General features: G+C 66.5%; 14 protein-coding genes and 1 pseudogene. 8 read left to right on the plus strand and 7 right to left on the minus strand.

What is annotated here, in order from left to right; translation table 11 throughout:
- Nucleotides 1-143: 143 nt before the first annotated feature.
- The 3 genes from AC1DX5_RS13955 to AC1DX5_RS13965 are packed head-to-tail and all read right to left on the minus strand — an operon-like array spanning nucleotide 144 to nucleotide 2,654.
- Nucleotides 144-728 (minus strand): Smr/MutS family protein, encoded by a 585-nt coding sequence (locus AC1DX5_RS13955; protein WP_465177153.1) that lies wholly within the window; start codon nucleotides 726-728, stop codon nucleotides 144-146.
- 25 nt (nucleotides 729-753) lie between these two features.
- A complete protein-coding gene (mltA, locus tag AC1DX5_RS13960) occupies nucleotides 754-2,004 on the minus strand; it encodes a murein transglycosylase A (protein WP_478016088.1) in 1,251 nt (416 codons plus the stop codon).
- A 5-nt stretch (nucleotides 2,005-2,009) separates the two neighbouring features.
- Nucleotides 2,010-2,654 carry a Tim44/TimA family putative adaptor protein gene (locus tag AC1DX5_RS13965; protein WP_478016089.1) on the minus strand — a complete coding sequence of 215 codons (645 nt, stop codon included), beginning with the start codon at nucleotides 2,652-2,654 and terminating at the stop codon, nucleotides 2,010-2,012.
- Nucleotides 2,655-2,831: 177 nt separating this feature from the next.
- On the opposite strand from AC1DX5_RS13965, the gene secB reads away from it, so the two are divergent.
- From secB to AC1DX5_RS13985, 4 genes are all read left to right on the plus strand, one after another.
- Nucleotides 2,832-3,338, plus strand: coding sequence for a protein-export chaperone SecB (gene secB, locus AC1DX5_RS13970; protein WP_478016090.1), 507 nt, complete (start codon nucleotides 2,832-2,834; stop codon nucleotides 3,336-3,338).
- A 152-nt stretch (nucleotides 3,339-3,490) separates the two neighbouring features.
- Nucleotides 3,491-5,059, plus strand: a complete 1,569-nt coding sequence (murJ, locus tag AC1DX5_RS13975; protein WP_478016091.1) for a murein biosynthesis integral membrane protein MurJ — start codon at nucleotides 3,491-3,493, stop codon at nucleotides 5,057-5,059.
- 12 nt (nucleotides 5,060-5,071) lie between these two features.
- Nucleotides 5,072-6,076, plus strand: a complete 1,005-nt coding sequence (trpS, locus tag AC1DX5_RS13980; protein WP_478016092.1) for a tryptophan--tRNA ligase — start codon at nucleotides 5,072-5,074, stop codon at nucleotides 6,074-6,076.
- A gap of 157 nt (nucleotides 6,077-6,233) precedes the next feature.
- Entirely contained in the window at nucleotides 6,234-6,884 is a 651-nt protein-coding gene (locus AC1DX5_RS13985) for a DUF4136 domain-containing protein (RefSeq protein ID WP_465169754.1), read from the plus strand.
- Nucleotides 6,885-6,923: 39 nt separating this feature from the next.
- On the opposite strand, the gene dnaA is transcribed toward AC1DX5_RS13985, so the two are convergent.
- The 4 genes from dnaA to mutM form a co-directional block, all read right to left on the minus strand.
- Nucleotides 6,924-8,276: a chromosomal replication initiator protein DnaA gene (dnaA, locus tag AC1DX5_RS13990; RefSeq protein WP_465169755.1), complete on the minus strand. Its 1,353-nt coding sequence runs from the start codon at nucleotides 8,274-8,276 to the stop codon at nucleotides 6,924-6,926.
- A 494-nt stretch (nucleotides 8,277-8,770) separates the two neighbouring features.
- Nucleotides 8,771-9,034: a 30S ribosomal protein S20 gene (gene rpsT / locus AC1DX5_RS13995; RefSeq protein WP_272627889.1), complete on the minus strand. Its 264-nt coding sequence runs from the start codon at nucleotides 9,032-9,034 to the stop codon at nucleotides 8,771-8,773.
- Between the two features lie 134 nt (nucleotides 9,035-9,168).
- Nucleotides 9,169-9,432, minus strand: a complete 264-nt coding sequence (locus AC1DX5_RS14000; RefSeq protein ID WP_478016093.1) for a pentapeptide repeat-containing protein — start codon at nucleotides 9,430-9,432, stop codon at nucleotides 9,169-9,171.
- 13 nt (nucleotides 9,433-9,445) lie between these two features.
- On the minus strand, nucleotides 9,446-10,255 hold the full coding sequence (gene mutM / locus AC1DX5_RS14005; RefSeq protein ID WP_465169757.1) for a bifunctional DNA-formamidopyrimidine glycosylase/DNA-(apurinic or apyrimidinic site) lyase: 810 nt from the start codon (nucleotides 10,253-10,255) through the stop codon (nucleotides 9,446-9,448).
- Between the two features lie 80 nt (nucleotides 10,256-10,335).
- On the opposite strand from mutM, the gene AC1DX5_RS14010 reads away from it, so the two are divergent.
- The 4 genes and pseudogenes from AC1DX5_RS14010 (at nucleotide 10,336) to coaBC (ending at nucleotide 15,081) form a co-directional block, all read left to right on the plus strand.
- Nucleotides 10,336-11,067 (plus strand): class I SAM-dependent methyltransferase, encoded by a 732-nt coding sequence (locus AC1DX5_RS14010; protein WP_465169758.1) that lies wholly within the window; start codon nucleotides 10,336-10,338, stop codon nucleotides 11,065-11,067.
- A 10-nt stretch (nucleotides 11,068-11,077) separates the two neighbouring features.
- The gene (ubiB, locus tag AC1DX5_RS14015; RefSeq protein WP_478016094.1) at nucleotides 11,078-12,613 is read left to right on the plus strand and encodes a 2-polyprenylphenol 6-hydroxylase; all 1,536 of its coding nucleotides are present in this window, start codon (nucleotides 11,078-11,080) and stop codon (nucleotides 12,611-12,613) included.
- A gap of 168 nt (nucleotides 12,614-12,781) precedes the next feature.
- On the plus strand, nucleotides 12,782-13,900 hold the full coding sequence (locus tag AC1DX5_RS14020) for a hypothetical protein (RefSeq protein WP_478016095.1): 1,119 nt from the start codon (nucleotides 12,782-12,784) through the stop codon (nucleotides 13,898-13,900).
- 9 nt (nucleotides 13,901-13,909) lie between these two features.
- Nucleotides 13,910-15,081, plus strand: a pseudogene (coaBC, locus tag AC1DX5_RS14025) (bifunctional phosphopantothenoylcysteine decarboxylase/phosphopantothenate--cysteine ligase CoaBC).
- Nucleotides 15,082-15,101 lie beyond the last annotated feature (20 nt).

A 15,101-nucleotide genomic window follows, 5' to 3' on the forward strand; every position in this document is an offset into this window, starting at 1 on the left:
TGGCATCGATTCAACCAGGGCGCTGGATCTGGCACAGCATCCCGCGCCGGTCGTGTCGGCGCGCTCTTTGCCATCGTCGAGAAGTTCTTACCGTTCGGGTGAACGGAGAGGGAATATCTCAGCCAACCGGATTGTGTCTCTGATTAACGCCCACCCCGCGCCCGGCGCAGCACGATGTACAGCGCCCCCGCGCCGCCATGGCGCGGATGCGCGCCGCGCACCGCCGCGATCGCGGCGGCGTGGCGCGATCCGGCCAGCCAGTCGCCCACCGCCGCGCGGATCGCCCCGCGCGCGTGCGGCCGCTCGCTCTCGGCGCGCGGCGGCTTGCCGGTGACGAGCAGGATCAGCCGGTCGCCCGCGCGGATCGACCGGTCGAGCGCTGAATCGAGCAGCGCGTACGCAGAGGCGAGATTATGGCCGTGGAGATCGATCGTGTCGTCAGGCGACACCAGGCCGCGCGACAATTGCCGGTCCCAGCTGCCGTCGAGCGTTCCCCCTTTCTTAAGCCCTTCCCCTTCGGGGGAAGGGGCAGGGATGGGCACGCGCGTCTGCGCGCTCGAAAGACTCTTGCTCTTGGAACCCACCGCCCCGGTAATCAGCAAACCGGGTGTTTCGCTCGCCCCACGCCGAACCGCTTTCTTGACGGGGAGGGGTTTGGAAGACTGTGCCTGCACGGCAGCCCTGGGCGCGGCCTTCGGCGCGGGCCGGATCGGCCGCACCGTCGCCATCACCTTCGCCCAGAGCGCGGCTTCGTCAGGGGTTAACGGGCGCTCCGCCACTGGCCCTCTCCGTTGCGAGCCGCGCCAGGGTGCCGGTCGGCAGTAGCAGAAAGGCCGTGCCCCGCGCCGACATGCCCCCCGCGATCGCGCGCGCGTCGTCGCCGGCGCCCCAGAAAGTATCGAAGCGATTGCTGCCGCGGATCGCGCCGCCGGTATCCTGCGCCACCCACAGCCCGGTCGCGTCGGTGCGGTCCATCGACAGGAAGACGGGCGCGCCGAGCGGCACGAACCGGGGGTCGGCGGCAGCGCTCACCCCGCCGGTCACCGGCAGGCCCAGCGCGCCGAGCGGCGGCGTCTGCTGCTCGCGGAAGAACACATAACTCTTGTTCTCGCGCATGATCGCGGCGCCCTCCACGGGGTGGCTGCGCAGCCAGGCGACGATGCCCTGCATCGATGTCTGGCCGGGTCCGAGCAGCCCGCGCTGCTTCATCAGCGCGCCGATGCCGGTATAGTCGCGGCCATTCTGGCTCTCATAGCCGATCCGCATCACCGATCCGTCGGGCAGCCTCAGCCGCCCCGACCCCTGGACCTGCAGGAAGAACAGCTCGACCGGGTCCGCCGCCCAGGCGATGATCGGCGCGCGCTGCGCCAGCGCGCCCTGCTCGATCGCGGTGCGGTCGAAATAAGGCACGAAATTGCTGCCTTCGACCCGGCCGCGGATCTTCTTGCCCTTCAGGTCGGCGTTGAACTGGCCAAGATCGACATCGACCAGATCGGCTGGCCGGCCATAGATCGGCACGTCGTAACCGGCCCGGCGCTCGCGCGACCCCGCGATCTCGGGTTCGTAATAGCCAGTCGCGAAGGCCTTGCCGTCGCCGACCTGCACCGTCTCGAACCAGTCGGCGAAAAAGCCTCGCGCGCGCCCCGACGCGACGGTTGCAGCGGCGGAACAGGCAGGTTGCCAGTCCCCGCCCCGGGTCAGGCCCGAAGCATCGGTGCGGCGTTGCAGGGTGGCACAGCTGGTGCGGAACGCGGTCAGTGCTCGCACGGCCTGGGCTTCGGTGAGGGGCAGCGAGGTAAGCGGCGGACCGGCCAGCACACCCGCCCCGGCGGCGGTGGCGGTGCCGGGCGCGACCACCGCCGGCGCCGGCGCGATCGGGATTGCCGCGACGGGCTTGCGCGCGGGCGGCTCGGCACTGGTCGATGGTCCGGCGGGGCGCGGCACGACGCCGCTGCTACAGGCGCTCAGCATCAGCGCCAGCGCGACCGTTCCCCCGCGCCGCATGACGATCACGCTTCGTCGGTGTCGGCGAGCTTCCAGTTCGGATCGCTGCTCTTCAGCGTGCGAGCGAAGGTCCAAACGTCGTGAGTCTCGACCGCATCGGTCATCGATCCGGCAACGAGATTGCCATCGGCATCGCGCGTCACCGCAGCGATATCGGCGTCGAAGCGCACCGTGATGCGCGCCTGGCGATTCTCGACCGACGCATCGGAGATCATCGCGCGCTCGATCGACACCAGCCGGTTGTCGAGCACATGGCCCGCGGCGGCGCGTTCGGCGATCGCGTCTACAAAGGCACCGCGGACCTCGTCGTCGACCAGCCAGCCGAGCGTATCCTCTTCGCCCTTCCAATAGGCTTCGAGGATCATGCGATAGGCCGACTGGGCGCCTTCGATGAACTGGCCGACGTCGAAACCGGGCTCGGCCGCGACGATGGCGCGAAGGCCGGCCTCGGCACGCGGATCGATATTGCGAGTCGAAACCTCGCGCGGCTCCTGCGCGATCTCGATCGGGCGGGGCAACGGCGTTACCGGCGCGCGCTCCTCGGCGGGCTTGGGAAGGACCTGTTCATGCCCCGTCCGCTTGCCAAGCACCATATAGAGACGCAACGCCAGAAAGGCGGCGACCATCGCGAGAAGAACTACAAAGAGCACCTTGCCTCCATTATCGGCTAATGGCCTACATAGGCGTAACGCGCCAACGTTTCAAATGGCCCAACGCAAGATAGGGGCAGCAGCCGTTGAACTGCCCGCCGCCCCCTGCTAGGCGCGCGGTCGCCGGCACGCCACAGGGGGCGGCCGATATTTCGATCTTCAAGGAATGGACTTTCGATGAGCGAGCAGGACGACGGTATCATCACGGGCACCGAGCCCCTCCCCAACGGTGCCGACACGACGCCGGCGGCCGGGTTGATCTCGCAATATGTGAAGGACCTGTCGTTCGAGAATCCCAACGCGCCGGCGATCTTCCAGATCACGACCCCGCCGCAGATCGACGTGCAGTTCAACATCGGCACTGCCCAGGTCGGCGAGGAAGTCCATGAAGTGGTGCTCCGCGTCGAGGTCCGCGCCGAGACCGAGGGCCAGGTCGCGTTCATCGTCGAGCTGACCTATGCCGGCATCTTCGGCCTGCGCAACATCCCCGAAGAGCACGTCCAGCCCTTCCTGCTGGCCGAGGCACCGCGCCTGCTCTTCCCGTTCGCGCGCCGGGTGCTCGCCGATGCGGTCCGCGACGGCGGCTTCCAGCCGCTGCTGCTCGAGCCGATCGACTTCGCCGCGATCTACATGCAGCAGGCAGAAGCGCGCGATCAGGCCGCCGGGGAAATCGGCACCGCCTGATTCCGAATTCTATCTCTTCCGTTCGTCCTGAGTAGGGACTGAGCTTGTCGAAGGCCCGTATCGAAGGAGATGGGCCGGGCATATCCTTCGATACGCCGCTTCGACAAGCTCAGCGGCTACTCAGGACGAACGGTGACAGGACAGGCTATTCCATGAACCTCACGCGCGCGCTGGGATCGATCGGGGGTCTCACCCTGGCCAGCCGCGTGCTGGGGCTCGTGCGCGATTCGCTGTTCGTCCGCTTCGTCGGCGCGAGCTTCGCGTCGGACGCCTTCCTGGTCGCCTTCCGCCTGCCCAATCTATTCCGCGCGCTGTTCGCGGAGGGCGCCTTCTCGGCCGCCTTCATCCCGATGTTCAACCGCAAGGTGGCGGACAAGGACGGCCCCGGCCTCCCCGCCGGCGTCGCCTTTGCCGAGGACGCGCTGTCGGTGCTGCTGCCGGTGCTGATCGTAATGACGATCATCGTCGAGATCTTCGCCTGGCCGGTCACGCTGGCGCTGTCCGGCAAGTTCAACGGGATCAGTAACGATCAGTTCGCCTTCGCGGTCGAGCTGTCGCGCTTAACCTTTCCCTATCTGCTGTTCATCAGCCTGGTGTCGCTGCTCGGCGGCATCCTCAATTCGCTGCACAAATTCTGGGTCAATGCCGCGGCGCCGATCCTGCTCAACCTCACGCTGATCGCCGCGCTGCTGTTCTTCCACAATCATGATCCGTATCTGACCGCGCGCAACCAGGCGATCGCGGTCAGCGTGGCGGGCGTGCTGCAATTCCTCTGGCTGGCTCATGCCTGCTGGTCGAACGGGGTCAGGCTCCGCCTCAAGCTTCCCCGGTTCAGCCCCGATGTGAAGAAGCTGATGGCGCTGATCTGGCCCGCCGCCGCCGGCGCCGGCGCGGTGCAGATCAACCTGGTCGTCTCGACCGCGCTCGCCGCCTCGCTGCTGCCGCACGGCTCAGTGACCTATATCTATACCGCCGACCGGGTGAACCAGTTGCCCCTCGGCCTGATCGGCATCGGGCTCGGCACCGTCCTGCTCCCCCTCATCTCCCGCCAGCTCGGCGCGGGCGAGGAGAAAGCCGCGATGGAATCGCAGAATCGCGGCATGGAGCTCGCCCTGCTGCTCACCTTGCCCGCCACCGTGGCGCTGGTGTTGTGCGGCGCGCCGATCGTCGCGGCGCTGTTCGAACATGGCAAGTTCACGGCGCAGGACACCTATTTCACGGCCCAGGCGCTGTCCGCCTTCTCGATCGGCCTGCCCAGCTACATTCTCGTGAAAGTGCTGACGCCGGGCTATTACGCCCGGTCGGATACGAAGACACCGGTGCGCTACGCAACGATCAGCATGGTAGTGAACCTCGTGCTCAACCTCGCCCTCATCGTGCCGCTCCAGCATATGGGCCCGCCGCTGGCGACCGCGCTTGCCTCGACCGTCAATGTGTTCCTGCTCTATCGCACCTTGCGTCTGCGCGGTCATTTCGAGCCCGACCGGCGTCTGCTCCTCCGCGCCTGGCGGCTCGGTGCCGCGGCCCTGGTGATGGGCGCCATCCTCTGGCTGCTCGAAGGGCTGCTGACACCCTATCTCCATGGCAGCTGGGTGATCCGCACCGGCGCCATGCTTGCGCTGGTCGCCACGGGCGGCTTCGTCTATGCGGTCGCCACCTTCGTCCTGGGTGCCTTCACTCGTGACGATCTTGCTTTCCTGCGGCGCAAACGCGCCCCCTGACACGAGAACATCATGCGCGTCGTCTCCGGCATCCAGCCCACCGGCAATCTCCACCTCGGCAATTATCTCGGGGCGATCAAGCAATGGGTCGCGATGCAGGACTCGATGAAGCCGGGCGAGGACTGCCTGTTCTTCCTGGCCGATCTCCACGCCCTGTCGCAGCCAGTGGTGCCCGCCGAGCTGGCCTCGAACTCGATCGAGATGGCGGCGACGCTGCTCGCGTGCGGCATCGATCCGGATCGCGCGATCCTGTTCAACCAGGCGCGCGTGCCAGCGCATAGCGAGCTTGCCTGGATCCTGGGCGGCACCGCGCGTATGGGCTGGCTCAACCGCATGACTCAGTGGAAGGACAAGGCGGGCAAAAGCGGCGAGAGCCAGAGCGTCGCCTTGTTCACCTATCCGGTGCTGCAGGCCGCCGACGTGCTGCTCTACCAGGCGACTCACGTGCCGGTCGGCGAGGACCAGAAACAGCATCTCGAGCTCGCGCGCGATATCGCGACCAAATTCAACAACGACTATGGCGTGGAGCTGTTCACCCTGCCCGAGCCGTTCGTTTCCAAGGCCGCACCGCGCATCATGAGCCTGCGTGACGGCAGTGCGAAGATGTCCAAGTCCGATCCGTCGGACGCGTCGCGCATCAACCTGATCGATAGCGACGACACGATCGTGCAGAAGCTCAAAAAAGCGAAGACCGACCCCGAGCCCCTGCCCGCGACCTTCGCCGAACTGGCCGAACGCCCCGAGGCGAAGAACCTCGTCACCATCTATTCGGCGCTGGCCGACACCACCACCGATGCGGTGATGGCGGAGTATGGCGGCAAGGGCTTCGGCGCGTTCAAGCCGGCGCTGGCCGATCTGGCGGTGGCCAAGCTCGGGCCGATCCGCGACCGGCTGACGGCATTGCTGGGCGACCGCGCGGCGGTCAGCGCGGCGCTGGCCAAGGGCGGTGCGCGGGCAAATGCCATCGCCGCGCCCACGCTTCTGGCGGCGCAACGGGCTGTGGGCTTGCACGTCTGATCGGCTTCCCCATCTTGGGTTGGACCGGTGTTTTCCGGGGGATTTGCATCGCGCCATTCAAGCGCTATTCATAACGGCAGCAGCACAATTGCAACCGACTGACTTTCCGACGCTTTCTCCCGATCTCTCGCCTTCTCCTGCTCAAGGTCGCAAGCCCATGAAGATGTTCTCGATCGCCGCTATCGCCCTGCTCGCGCTGGGCGGCTGCGCCACGCCGTTCAACGCCCGGGTCTCCCGCTTCCAGCAGCTGCCCCAGGCGCAGGGCCAGAGCTTCGTGGTCAAGGCCATCGACCCGCGCAACGACGGCGGCATCGAGTTCGGCCAATATGCCCAGCTCGTGTCGGCCAAGCTGGCGGCGCAGGGCTATCAGGCGGCGGCCGACCCGACGCGCGCCGATCTGGTGGTGAAGATCGGCTATGGCGTCGACAAGGGCCGCGAGAAGGTCGTGACGACGCCGGGCTTTGGCGGCGGCTTCGGCTATGGCGGTTATGGTCCGGGCTTTGGCCGCTATGGCGGTTATGGCGGTCGCTTCGGCTATTATGGCCGCAGCCGCTTCGCCTTCGGTTTCTACGACCCGTTCCTGTTCGACAATGATGTAAGCAGCTTCACCATCTATACCAGCGAGCTGGACCTGCGCATCGACCGCGCCGACAATGGCAAGAGCGTGTTCGAAGGCACCGCCAAGGCCCAGTCGCGCAGTGACGACCTGCCCTATCTCGTCCCGCGGCTGGTCGAGGCGATGTTCACGGGCTTCCCGGGCAATTCGGGCGAGACGGTGAAGATCACGATCGCGCCCGAGAAGAAATAGGCCTCTTCGCCCCTCCCTTTCAGGGAGGGGCGCGCAAGATCACCCCTCAAGCTCGCGCAGCAGGGTTCGCACCGCACCGTCTATCTCGCGATCCTTGTCGCGTAGTTCCTCGATGCGGCGCACCGCATGGATCACGGTCGAATGGTCGCGGCCACCGAACTTGCGGCCGATCTCGGGCAGCGACCGGGTCGTCAGGCGCTTGGCCAGATACATGGCGATCTGGCGCGGACGCGCCACCACCACCGCGCGCCGCGCAGACACCAGATCGATCGGCTTGAGGTCGAAATGCGTTGAAACCGCGCGCTGAATCTCGTCGATCGTCACGCGCCGTTCGGCCCCGCGCAACACCTCGCCAAGCGTGGCCACCGCGAAATCCATGTCGATGGTTTCGCCGGTCAGCTGGGCATAGGCGACCAGCCGGTTGAGCGAGCCTTCCAGGTCGCGGATATTGGCGGTGATACGCGACGCCAGCAGATCCAGCACTTCGACCGGGACCCTGGCGTCGGGCACGTCCGACAGCTTGCGGTCGAGCACCGCGCGCCGCAGCGCCAGGTCGGGCGCCTTGATGTCCGCCACCAGACCGACCGACAGGCGCGAGGTGATCCGCGCCTCGACCCCGTCGAGTCCCTGGGGGCAACGATCGGCGCTGATCACCAGCCTCTTGCCGGCCGCCATCACTTCGCTGACGGTGTGGAAGAATTCCTCCTGGGTCCCGTCCTTGCCGGCAATGAACTGCAGATCGTCGATCATCAGCAGGTCGGCGGCGCGCAGCCGCACCTTGAAGCTGTGGGTGTCGCGCGCGCGCAGCGACTGGACGAACTCGAACATGAATCGTTCGGCCGACATCAGCACCACGTTGGCGCTCGGGCATGCCTCGAGATAGGCGGCGCCGATCGCGTGCATCAGATGAGTCTTGCCCTGCCCGGTGCCGCTGTGAAGGAACAAGGGGCTGAAGCGAGGCTTGCCGGCCTCGGCCAGCGCCTGGGCCGCATTGAACGCTACTCGATTGGACTGATCCACCACGAACCGGTCGAAGGTGAAACGCGGGTCAAGCGAAGGGCGCGCCGCGGCAACAGGAGCCGCTGAGGCCGGAACCGGATCAACGGGCGCGACGATGGTCAGTACCGCAGGTGTAGCCTTGGCCGAGCGAGTCTCGATCGAGACGCTGCGCACATCCGGCAGGATCGCGTGGAATTCCTGGAACAGCCGGTCGGCATAATGATTGCGGACCCAGTTCGTCATGAAGGCGGACGGCAGCGCGAGGCGAATCGTGTCCGACTCGGCGTCGTCGATCAGCTCGATCGGCTTGAGCCACTGATCAAACAGGCGCACCCCGGCAGATTCACGCAGATGGCCTCGTACCGTGTTCCACGCCCTTGCTGCATCGCTCAATCGAGCCGCCTCTCCGGTAACAGTCCCCGCCAACACTCAATCCTTCTCCCGGTACCAGGGCACGTCGCCCCGGGCCGCCTGACTTCAACCAGACAAGCCTCCCCCCAGCCGGAATCACGGTCCGTCTGACTTCGAAGGTCTCAATAAGGCTGCGGGACTGAACGTCCGCGCTGCAAACCTCGATTATGAAGATCGAAGCGAGTCGGGCAAGAGCCGCGTGCGTAACAAAACCGAAATAAACGGGATTGACTCGGGATACGCCAAGGATTCCCGTCAAAAATCTTACAAGATACTGTGAATCATCGATAATTCCCTATCGCAACAAGCGCGACTATTGCGAATCGTGGGGAATCCTGACTTTTCATGATTCGGGTACGGAGCGGACCCAAAATGGTACCAAATCTTGCATGGCACCATAAACGTGTTGCGTGCTCATGACAAAAGACCCGCCGGAAATGTCCCGGCGGGTCTTTGTTCCGACCGATCGGTAGAGATCAGGCGAGCGCGGTGAGTCGCTTGGTCAGGCGCGAGAACTTGCGCGAAGCGGTGTTCTTGTGGAGCACACCCTTCGCGACGCCCTTGGCCAGCTCGGGCTGCATCGCTGCAACCGCGGCGCTCGCGGCATCCTTGTCGCCCGACGCCAGCGCGGCCTCGGCCTTCTTCACGAAGGTCCGGATACGGCCAACCCGGTTGCCGTTAACTTCAGCGCGACGTGCGTTGCGCCGAATTCGCTTTTTCGCCTGTGGCGTGTTCGCCATGAAGCCCTCTGATCTGAAATAAAGAAAGGGCGCGGACGGCAAAGCCCGCAGCCCCGGAAAGCGGGCCTCTTACCCACGAAGACTGAGTCGGTCAACCGGCCGAATGACGGTCGTGTGACGATTCCCCCCGTTCCTCAGGAACAGGACCGGCCCCGATCATGCTCCGCCCTGATCAGCGCGGCGATATCGTGGCCCATGATCGTCAGCCCGTCGACATTGGCGGCATCGATCGTCACGCCCGACAGGTTCACGTCAGTGATGGTCGTGCCGGAAAGGTTGATGTTGTTGAATGTCGAGCCCGACAGGTTGCAATCGTCGAAGCTCGCCCCGGCGAGATTGCAGTTGCCGAACAGGATGCCGCCGAGATTCCGATTCTCGAATCGTGGTCCACTCATCATCCGATCCTCTCGTTCAACGCTGGCATTTCGGGCACCAGAAGGTGGACCGTCCACCCTCGCTGTAACGGGCGACCTTCCCCCCGCAGTCGCAGGGTTCGCCCTCGCGGCCATAGACCCGCCATTGCTTGGAGAAATAGCCGAGCTCGCCGTCGGGTCGGGCATAGTCGCGCAAGGATGATCCGCCCGCCTCGATGGCTGCCTCGAGCACGGTGCGCACCGCTGCGACGAGCCGTTCGAGCCGCGCCAGCGAGATTTGCCCGGCCGGCCGCATCGGCGCGATGCGCGCGAGATGCAGCGCCTCGCACACATAGATATTGCCCAGCCCCGCGACGATTCGCTGGTCGAGCAGCATCAGCTTGATCGATGCGATCCGCCCGTCGAGCGCCTTGAGCAGGTAGCGCGCGGTGAAATCCGGCCCGAGCGGCTCCGGCCCCATCGCCAGGAACGGCGGATAGCGGGTGAGCGACGCGGTCGGCACCAGGTCGAGCGAGCCGAATCGCCGCGGATCGTTGAGCGCCAGCCGATGCGTCGCCGTCTCCAGGATCAGGTGATCGTGCGGGAGGACCTCGCTCGGATCGACTCGCCATCGGCCCGACATGCCGAGATGGAAGATCATCGTGTCACCGCGATCGGTATCGATCAGCCCATATTTGGCCCGGCGCCCCAGTCCGGTCACCATAGCGCCGGTGAGCCGCTGCCCCAGATCGGCGGGGAACGGCCGGCGAAGATCGGGCCGCCGCATCTGGACCAAAGTGATCCGCTGATCCTGCAGCACCGGGCGCAGTCCGTTGACGGTGGTTTCGACTTCAGGAAGCTCAGGCATCCGGCTTCTTCACGGAAACAGCACAGACAAGTCAAACGTGACGGTTTGCGCTGGCCGCGCCCTCCGCTAGAGCGACGCGAATGAGCGACACTGTTTCCTTCGGCTATGAAGACGTGGCCCCCGAGGAGAAGACGCGCCGGGTCGGCGGAGTCTTCTCCAGCGTGGCCTCGCGCTACGACATCATGAACGATGCGATGTCGGGCGGCATGCATCGGGTCTGGAAGGACCGTTTCGTCCGCCGGGTGAAGCCGCGCGAGGGCGAGCAGATCCTCGACATGGCGGGCGGCACCGGCGATATCGCCTTCCGGCTGGCAAAGTCCGGCGCCTCGGTGACGGTCGCCGACATCAACCCGCAGATGCTCGAAGTGGGCATGGAGCGGGCGCAGAAGCGCGGCGTGGATGGCCTGGTCTGGACCGAGGCCAATGCCGAGACGCTGGCTTTCCCGGATCGCTTCTTCGACGCCTATACGATCGCGTTCGGCATCCGGAACGTGACCGACATCCCCAGGGCGCTCCGCGAAGCACACCGGGTGCTGCGGCGTGGCGGGCGCTTCTTCTGCCTCGAATTCTCGACGACGCTGTGGCCGGGCTTCGCCGACATCTACGACGCCTATTCGCACAAGGTGGTGCCCAAGGTCGGCCAGTTGCTCGCACACGACGCCGAAAGCTATCGCTACCTGATCGAATCGATCCGCCGCTTCCCCGACATGCCGACCTTCGAGCGGATGATCGGCGAGGCCGGCTTCGTGCAGACCAGTGTCGAGCCCATGCTGGGCGGGCTGGTCGCGATCCATAGCGGCTGGAAGATTTGAGTCAGTCCTCATGACCGCACCCGCCGTGCATCTCTGGCGGCTCCTGAAATGGGGGCGAATCCTCGCGCGGCACGGCGCGCTCCGCGGGATCGAGCGCGATCCGAACACGCCGACGCGAATCCGCCGCCTCGTCCGCGTCGCCCGGCTGGGCGCACGCGTTCCCGAGACGCCGGCCTATGCCGATGCGCTCCAGGCGATCGGCCCGGCCGCGATCAAGCTCGGCCAGACGCTCGCGACCCGCCCCGACATCGTCGGCGAGGCCGCGGCGAAGGATCTGATGCGGCTGCAGGATTCGCTGCCGCCCCTGCCCTATGACACGATCTACGCGGCGATGACGCGGGCCTTCGGGCGCTCGCCCGAAGGCCTGTTCGCCACGATCGATCCGGTGCCGGTCGGCGCCGCCTCGATTGCCCAGGTGCACAGCGCGATCACCACCGATGGTCGGCATGTCGCGGTCAAGGTGTTGCGCCCCGGCGTCGAGGAAGAGTTCGCCAAGGCGATCGACACCTATCAATGGGCGGCGGCGCAGATCGAGGGACTGGGCGGCGAGCTGTCGCGCCTGCGCCCGCGCCTGGTGATCGAGACGTTCAAGCGCTGGACCGCGCGCGAGCTCGACCTGCGGCGCGAGGCGGCCTCGGCCTCGGAACTGGCCGAGGCGATGGAGGCCCAGCCCGACTTCATCGTGCCCGCGATCGACTGGCAGCGTACGACCAGCAAGGTCCTGACCATCGCCTGGGTCGACGGTATCAAGATCGCCAATCGCGCGGCGCTGGTCGAGGCGGGGTATGACCTGCCCAAGCTCGCCAACACGCTGGTCCATGCGTTCCTGCGCCAGGCGATTGCCGAGGGTTTCTTCCATGCCGACATGCATCAGGGCAATCTGTTCGCGCTGCCCGACGGGCGGATCGCCGCGATCGATTTCGGCATCATGGGGCGGATCGACCGGCGCGCCCGGGTGTGGCTGGCGGAGATCCTCTACGGGCTGATCACCGGCAACTACAAACGCGTCGCCGAGATCCATTTCGAGGCAGGCTATGTGCCGGCGCACCACAATGTCGCCGAGTTCGCGACGGCGCTCCGTGCGGTCGGCGAGCCGATGCGCGGGCTTGCGGTCAAGGACATGTCGATCGGCATGATGCTCGATGGGCTGTTCAACATCACCCGCGATTTCGACATGCAGACTCAGCCGCATCTGCTGCTGCTGCAGAAGACGATGGTGATGGTCGAAGGCGTGGCGACCAGCCTCGATCCGGATATCAATTTGTGGGATGCGGCCGCGCCGTTCGTGCGCGAATGGATCAGGACCGAGCTTGGGCCGGAAGCGGCGGTGGCCGACCGGCTCATCACTGACCTTCGCACCCTGGCGCGCCTGCCCGACCTGATCCGCAACATCGAACTGCGCTATCCCGCCCCCGGCGGCGCGCCCCCTGCCCCGCCGCTCAAGGAAATCGAGGTCGTCCGCATCGGCGGCGGCTGGCGCTATGTCGTCGTGTCGGTGGTGAGTGCCGCGATCGCGGTCGCGACGACATGGCTGGTGCTGCAGTGATCGCCCCGCGCCTTTCTGCAACGCCTCCCCTGCAGGGGAGGAGCAGCGGCGAACCGGGCTCGATGCCCCGATCGTCGCTCCGGCGCTTGGTGAAACGAGTCTATGTAGGCGCGCAGACGCGCGCACCCACCCCCAACCCCTCCCTAAAAAGGGAGGGGCTTGAATAAAATGGCGCGCCCGCAGGCTCCGCTCTGGCTCACCGGCCCCACCCGCTTCGCAGCGCTGAAGCGGCCGACCGCGCAGATCGTTCTGGCACTGCTCGCGATCCTGCTCGTTGCGAGCATGTCCGCGCTGGTCGCCCCAGGGCCACCGCCGGTCAGCCATGATCCTGCCCAGCGCGCCGACGACGAAGCCGATGTCGTGCTGTACGAGACGATCGTCGCCGGCGTGCGCGGCGGCGGCGACTATTATGCGGTGACGGCGCAGGCGCTGCGCAGCGGCAATTATCCCCTTCGCCCCTTCGTTACCTTCCGCCTGCCGACGCTCGCGACCCTGCAGGCAGCGATACCGCCGATCGGCACGGTGATCCTGCTCTATGTGCTCGCGGCGGCAGTGACGCTCGCCTGGTTCGTCCGGCTGCGCCCCGCCTTTGCCCGCGCGCCGCCGCTGGCCATCGCGCTGGTGCTGCTCGCGGGCGGCATGATGGCGTTCGTCCAGCCTGAGCTGGCGAGCTTCCACGAGATATGGGCGGGTCTGCTGATCGCGCTGTCGCTTGCGCTCCGGCGCCGCGACCGCTGGGTCGAGGCCGTGGCGTTCGGCCTGATCGCGATGCTGATCCGCGAGACCGCGGCGCTTTATGTCGGGATCATGCTGGTGCTCGCGCTCGCCGAAGGGCGCCGCCGTGAAGCGATCGGCTGGGGTGTCGCGATCCTGGCACTGGCCGTGGTCATCGGCTTCCACGCGCATGCCGTCAGCCTGGTCGTCCGGCCGATCGACCCCGTCTCGCCCGGTTGGTCGGGCATGCTCGGCTTCGGTTTCTTCGTGAAGACCATGTCGCTGTCGACCGCATTGAACCTCGCCCCGACCTGGCTCGCGGCGCTGCTCGTTGCCTTGACCCTGTTCGGCTGGGCCGGGTGGAACGAGGAGCTCGCGCTCCGGGCGGTGGCGGTCTTCGCTGCCTATGCCGTGCTGCTGAGCCTGTTCGGGCGCACCGACACCTTCTATTGGGGATTGATGATCGCGCCCGTGATCCTGGTCGGCCTGGCCTTCGTGCCCGACGCCCTGCGCGACTTGGTCACCGCCGCATTCCACCGACGGCGGATCATCGTGACGCGAATGGTCAGATAGGATGGCGCGATGAAGATCCTGCTCATCGTCGGCGGCGGCATCGCTGCCTACAAGGCCTGCGAGTTGATCCGGCTGTGCCGCAAGACCGGGATCGAGGTGAAATGCGTGCTCACCGCTGGCGGCCAGCATTTCATTACGCCGATGACGCTTGCCGCCCTGTCGGAGAACCAGGTCTACACCACCCTGTGGGACCTGAAGGACGAGGCCGTGATGGGCCATATCCAGCTCAGCCGCGAGGCCGACCTGGTGGTGATCGCCCCCGCCACAGCCGATCTGATGGCGAAGATGGCCGCCGGCATCGCCGACGATCTGGCGACCACCCTGCTGCTCGCGACCGACAAGCCAGTGCTCGCTGCGCCCGCAATGAACGTGCGCATGTGGGGCCATGCCGCGACCCGCCGCAACGTCGCCACCCTGCGCGGCGACGGCGTCACCGTGCTGGAGCCCGACGAAGGCCCGATGGCGTGCGGCGAATATGGCCCCGGCCGCCTGCCCGAACCCGAGGCGATCCTCGCTGCGATCCAGCAGGCGCTCGCCACCTCATGACCTTGGCCGGCAAGCATATCCTGGTCACCGCCGGGCCGACGCATGAGCCGATCGACCCGGTCCGCTACCTCGCCAACCGATCGTCCGGGCGGCAGGGCTTCGCCATTGCCGCGGCGCTTGCGCAACGCGGCGCGCGCGTGACGCTGGTCGCCGGTCCGGTGACGCTCGACACGCCGCCCGGCGTCGACCGCGTCGATGTCGAGACGGCGATGGAGATGGCCAATGCCGTCGCCCAGGCGCTGCCGGTCGATGCCGCCGTGATGGTCGCCGCCGTCGCCGACTGGCGCGTCGACACCGCCGGCCAGAAGATCAAGAAGGGCGTGATGCCGCCTGTCCTCCATCTCGTCGAGAATCCCGACATCCTCGCCACCCTGGCAAAGAGCCCCCGCCGGCCCAGCTTGCTGATCGGCTTCGCCGCCGAGACCGAGCATGTCATCGAGCACGCGACCGCCAAGCGCGAACGCAAGGGTGCCGACTGGATCGTCGCCAACGACGTGTCGGGCGATGTGATGGGCGGCACCGCCAATGCGGTGCATATCGTCACCGCCGACGGGGTCGAGAGCTGGGAACGGCTGCCCAAGGAAGACGTGGCGGCGCGGCTGGCCGACCGGATCGCGGCGGCGCTGACCCGATAGCATTTGTTCTTGATCCGTTC

This window comes from Sphingomonas sp. P2_B6, assembly GCF_056404755.1.

Excerpts from the sequence above, each read along its gene's own strand:
- AC1DX5_RS13955 (WP_465177153.1), bottom strand. The coding sequence starts at position 728 with ATGGCGACGGTGCGGCCGATCCGGCCCGCGCCGAAGGCCGCGCCCAGG.
- mltA (WP_478016088.1), bottom strand. The coding sequence starts at position 2,004 with ATGCGGCGCGGGGGAACGGTCGCGCTGGCGCTGATGCTGAGCGCCTGT.
- secB (WP_478016090.1), top strand. The coding sequence starts at position 2,832 with ATGAGCGAGCAGGACGACGGTATCATCACGGGCACCGAGCCCCTCCCC.
- murJ (WP_478016091.1), top strand. The coding sequence starts at position 3,491 with ATGAACCTCACGCGCGCGCTGGGATCGATCGGGGGTCTCACCCTGGCC.
- trpS (WP_478016092.1), top strand. The coding sequence starts at position 5,072 with ATGCGCGTCGTCTCCGGCATCCAGCCCACCGGCAATCTCCACCTCGGC.
- AC1DX5_RS13985 (WP_465169754.1), top strand. The coding sequence starts at position 6,234 with ATGAAGATGTTCTCGATCGCCGCTATCGCCCTGCTCGCGCTGGGCGGC.
- rpsT (WP_272627889.1), bottom strand. The coding sequence starts at position 9,034 with ATGGCGAACACGCCACAGGCGAAAAAGCGAATTCGGCGCAACGCACGT.
- AC1DX5_RS14000 (WP_478016093.1), bottom strand. The coding sequence starts at position 9,432 with ATGATGAGTGGACCACGATTCGAGAATCGGAATCTCGGCGGCATCCTG.
- mutM (WP_465169757.1), bottom strand. The coding sequence starts at position 10,255 with ATGCCTGAGCTTCCTGAAGTCGAAACCACCGTCAACGGACTGCGCCCG.
- AC1DX5_RS14010 (WP_465169758.1), top strand. The coding sequence starts at position 10,336 with ATGAGCGACACTGTTTCCTTCGGCTATGAAGACGTGGCCCCCGAGGAG.
- ubiB (WP_478016094.1), top strand. The coding sequence starts at position 11,078 with ATGACCGCACCCGCCGTGCATCTCTGGCGGCTCCTGAAATGGGGGCGA.
- AC1DX5_RS14020 (WP_478016095.1), top strand. The coding sequence starts at position 12,782 with ATGGCGCGCCCGCAGGCTCCGCTCTGGCTCACCGGCCCCACCCGCTTC.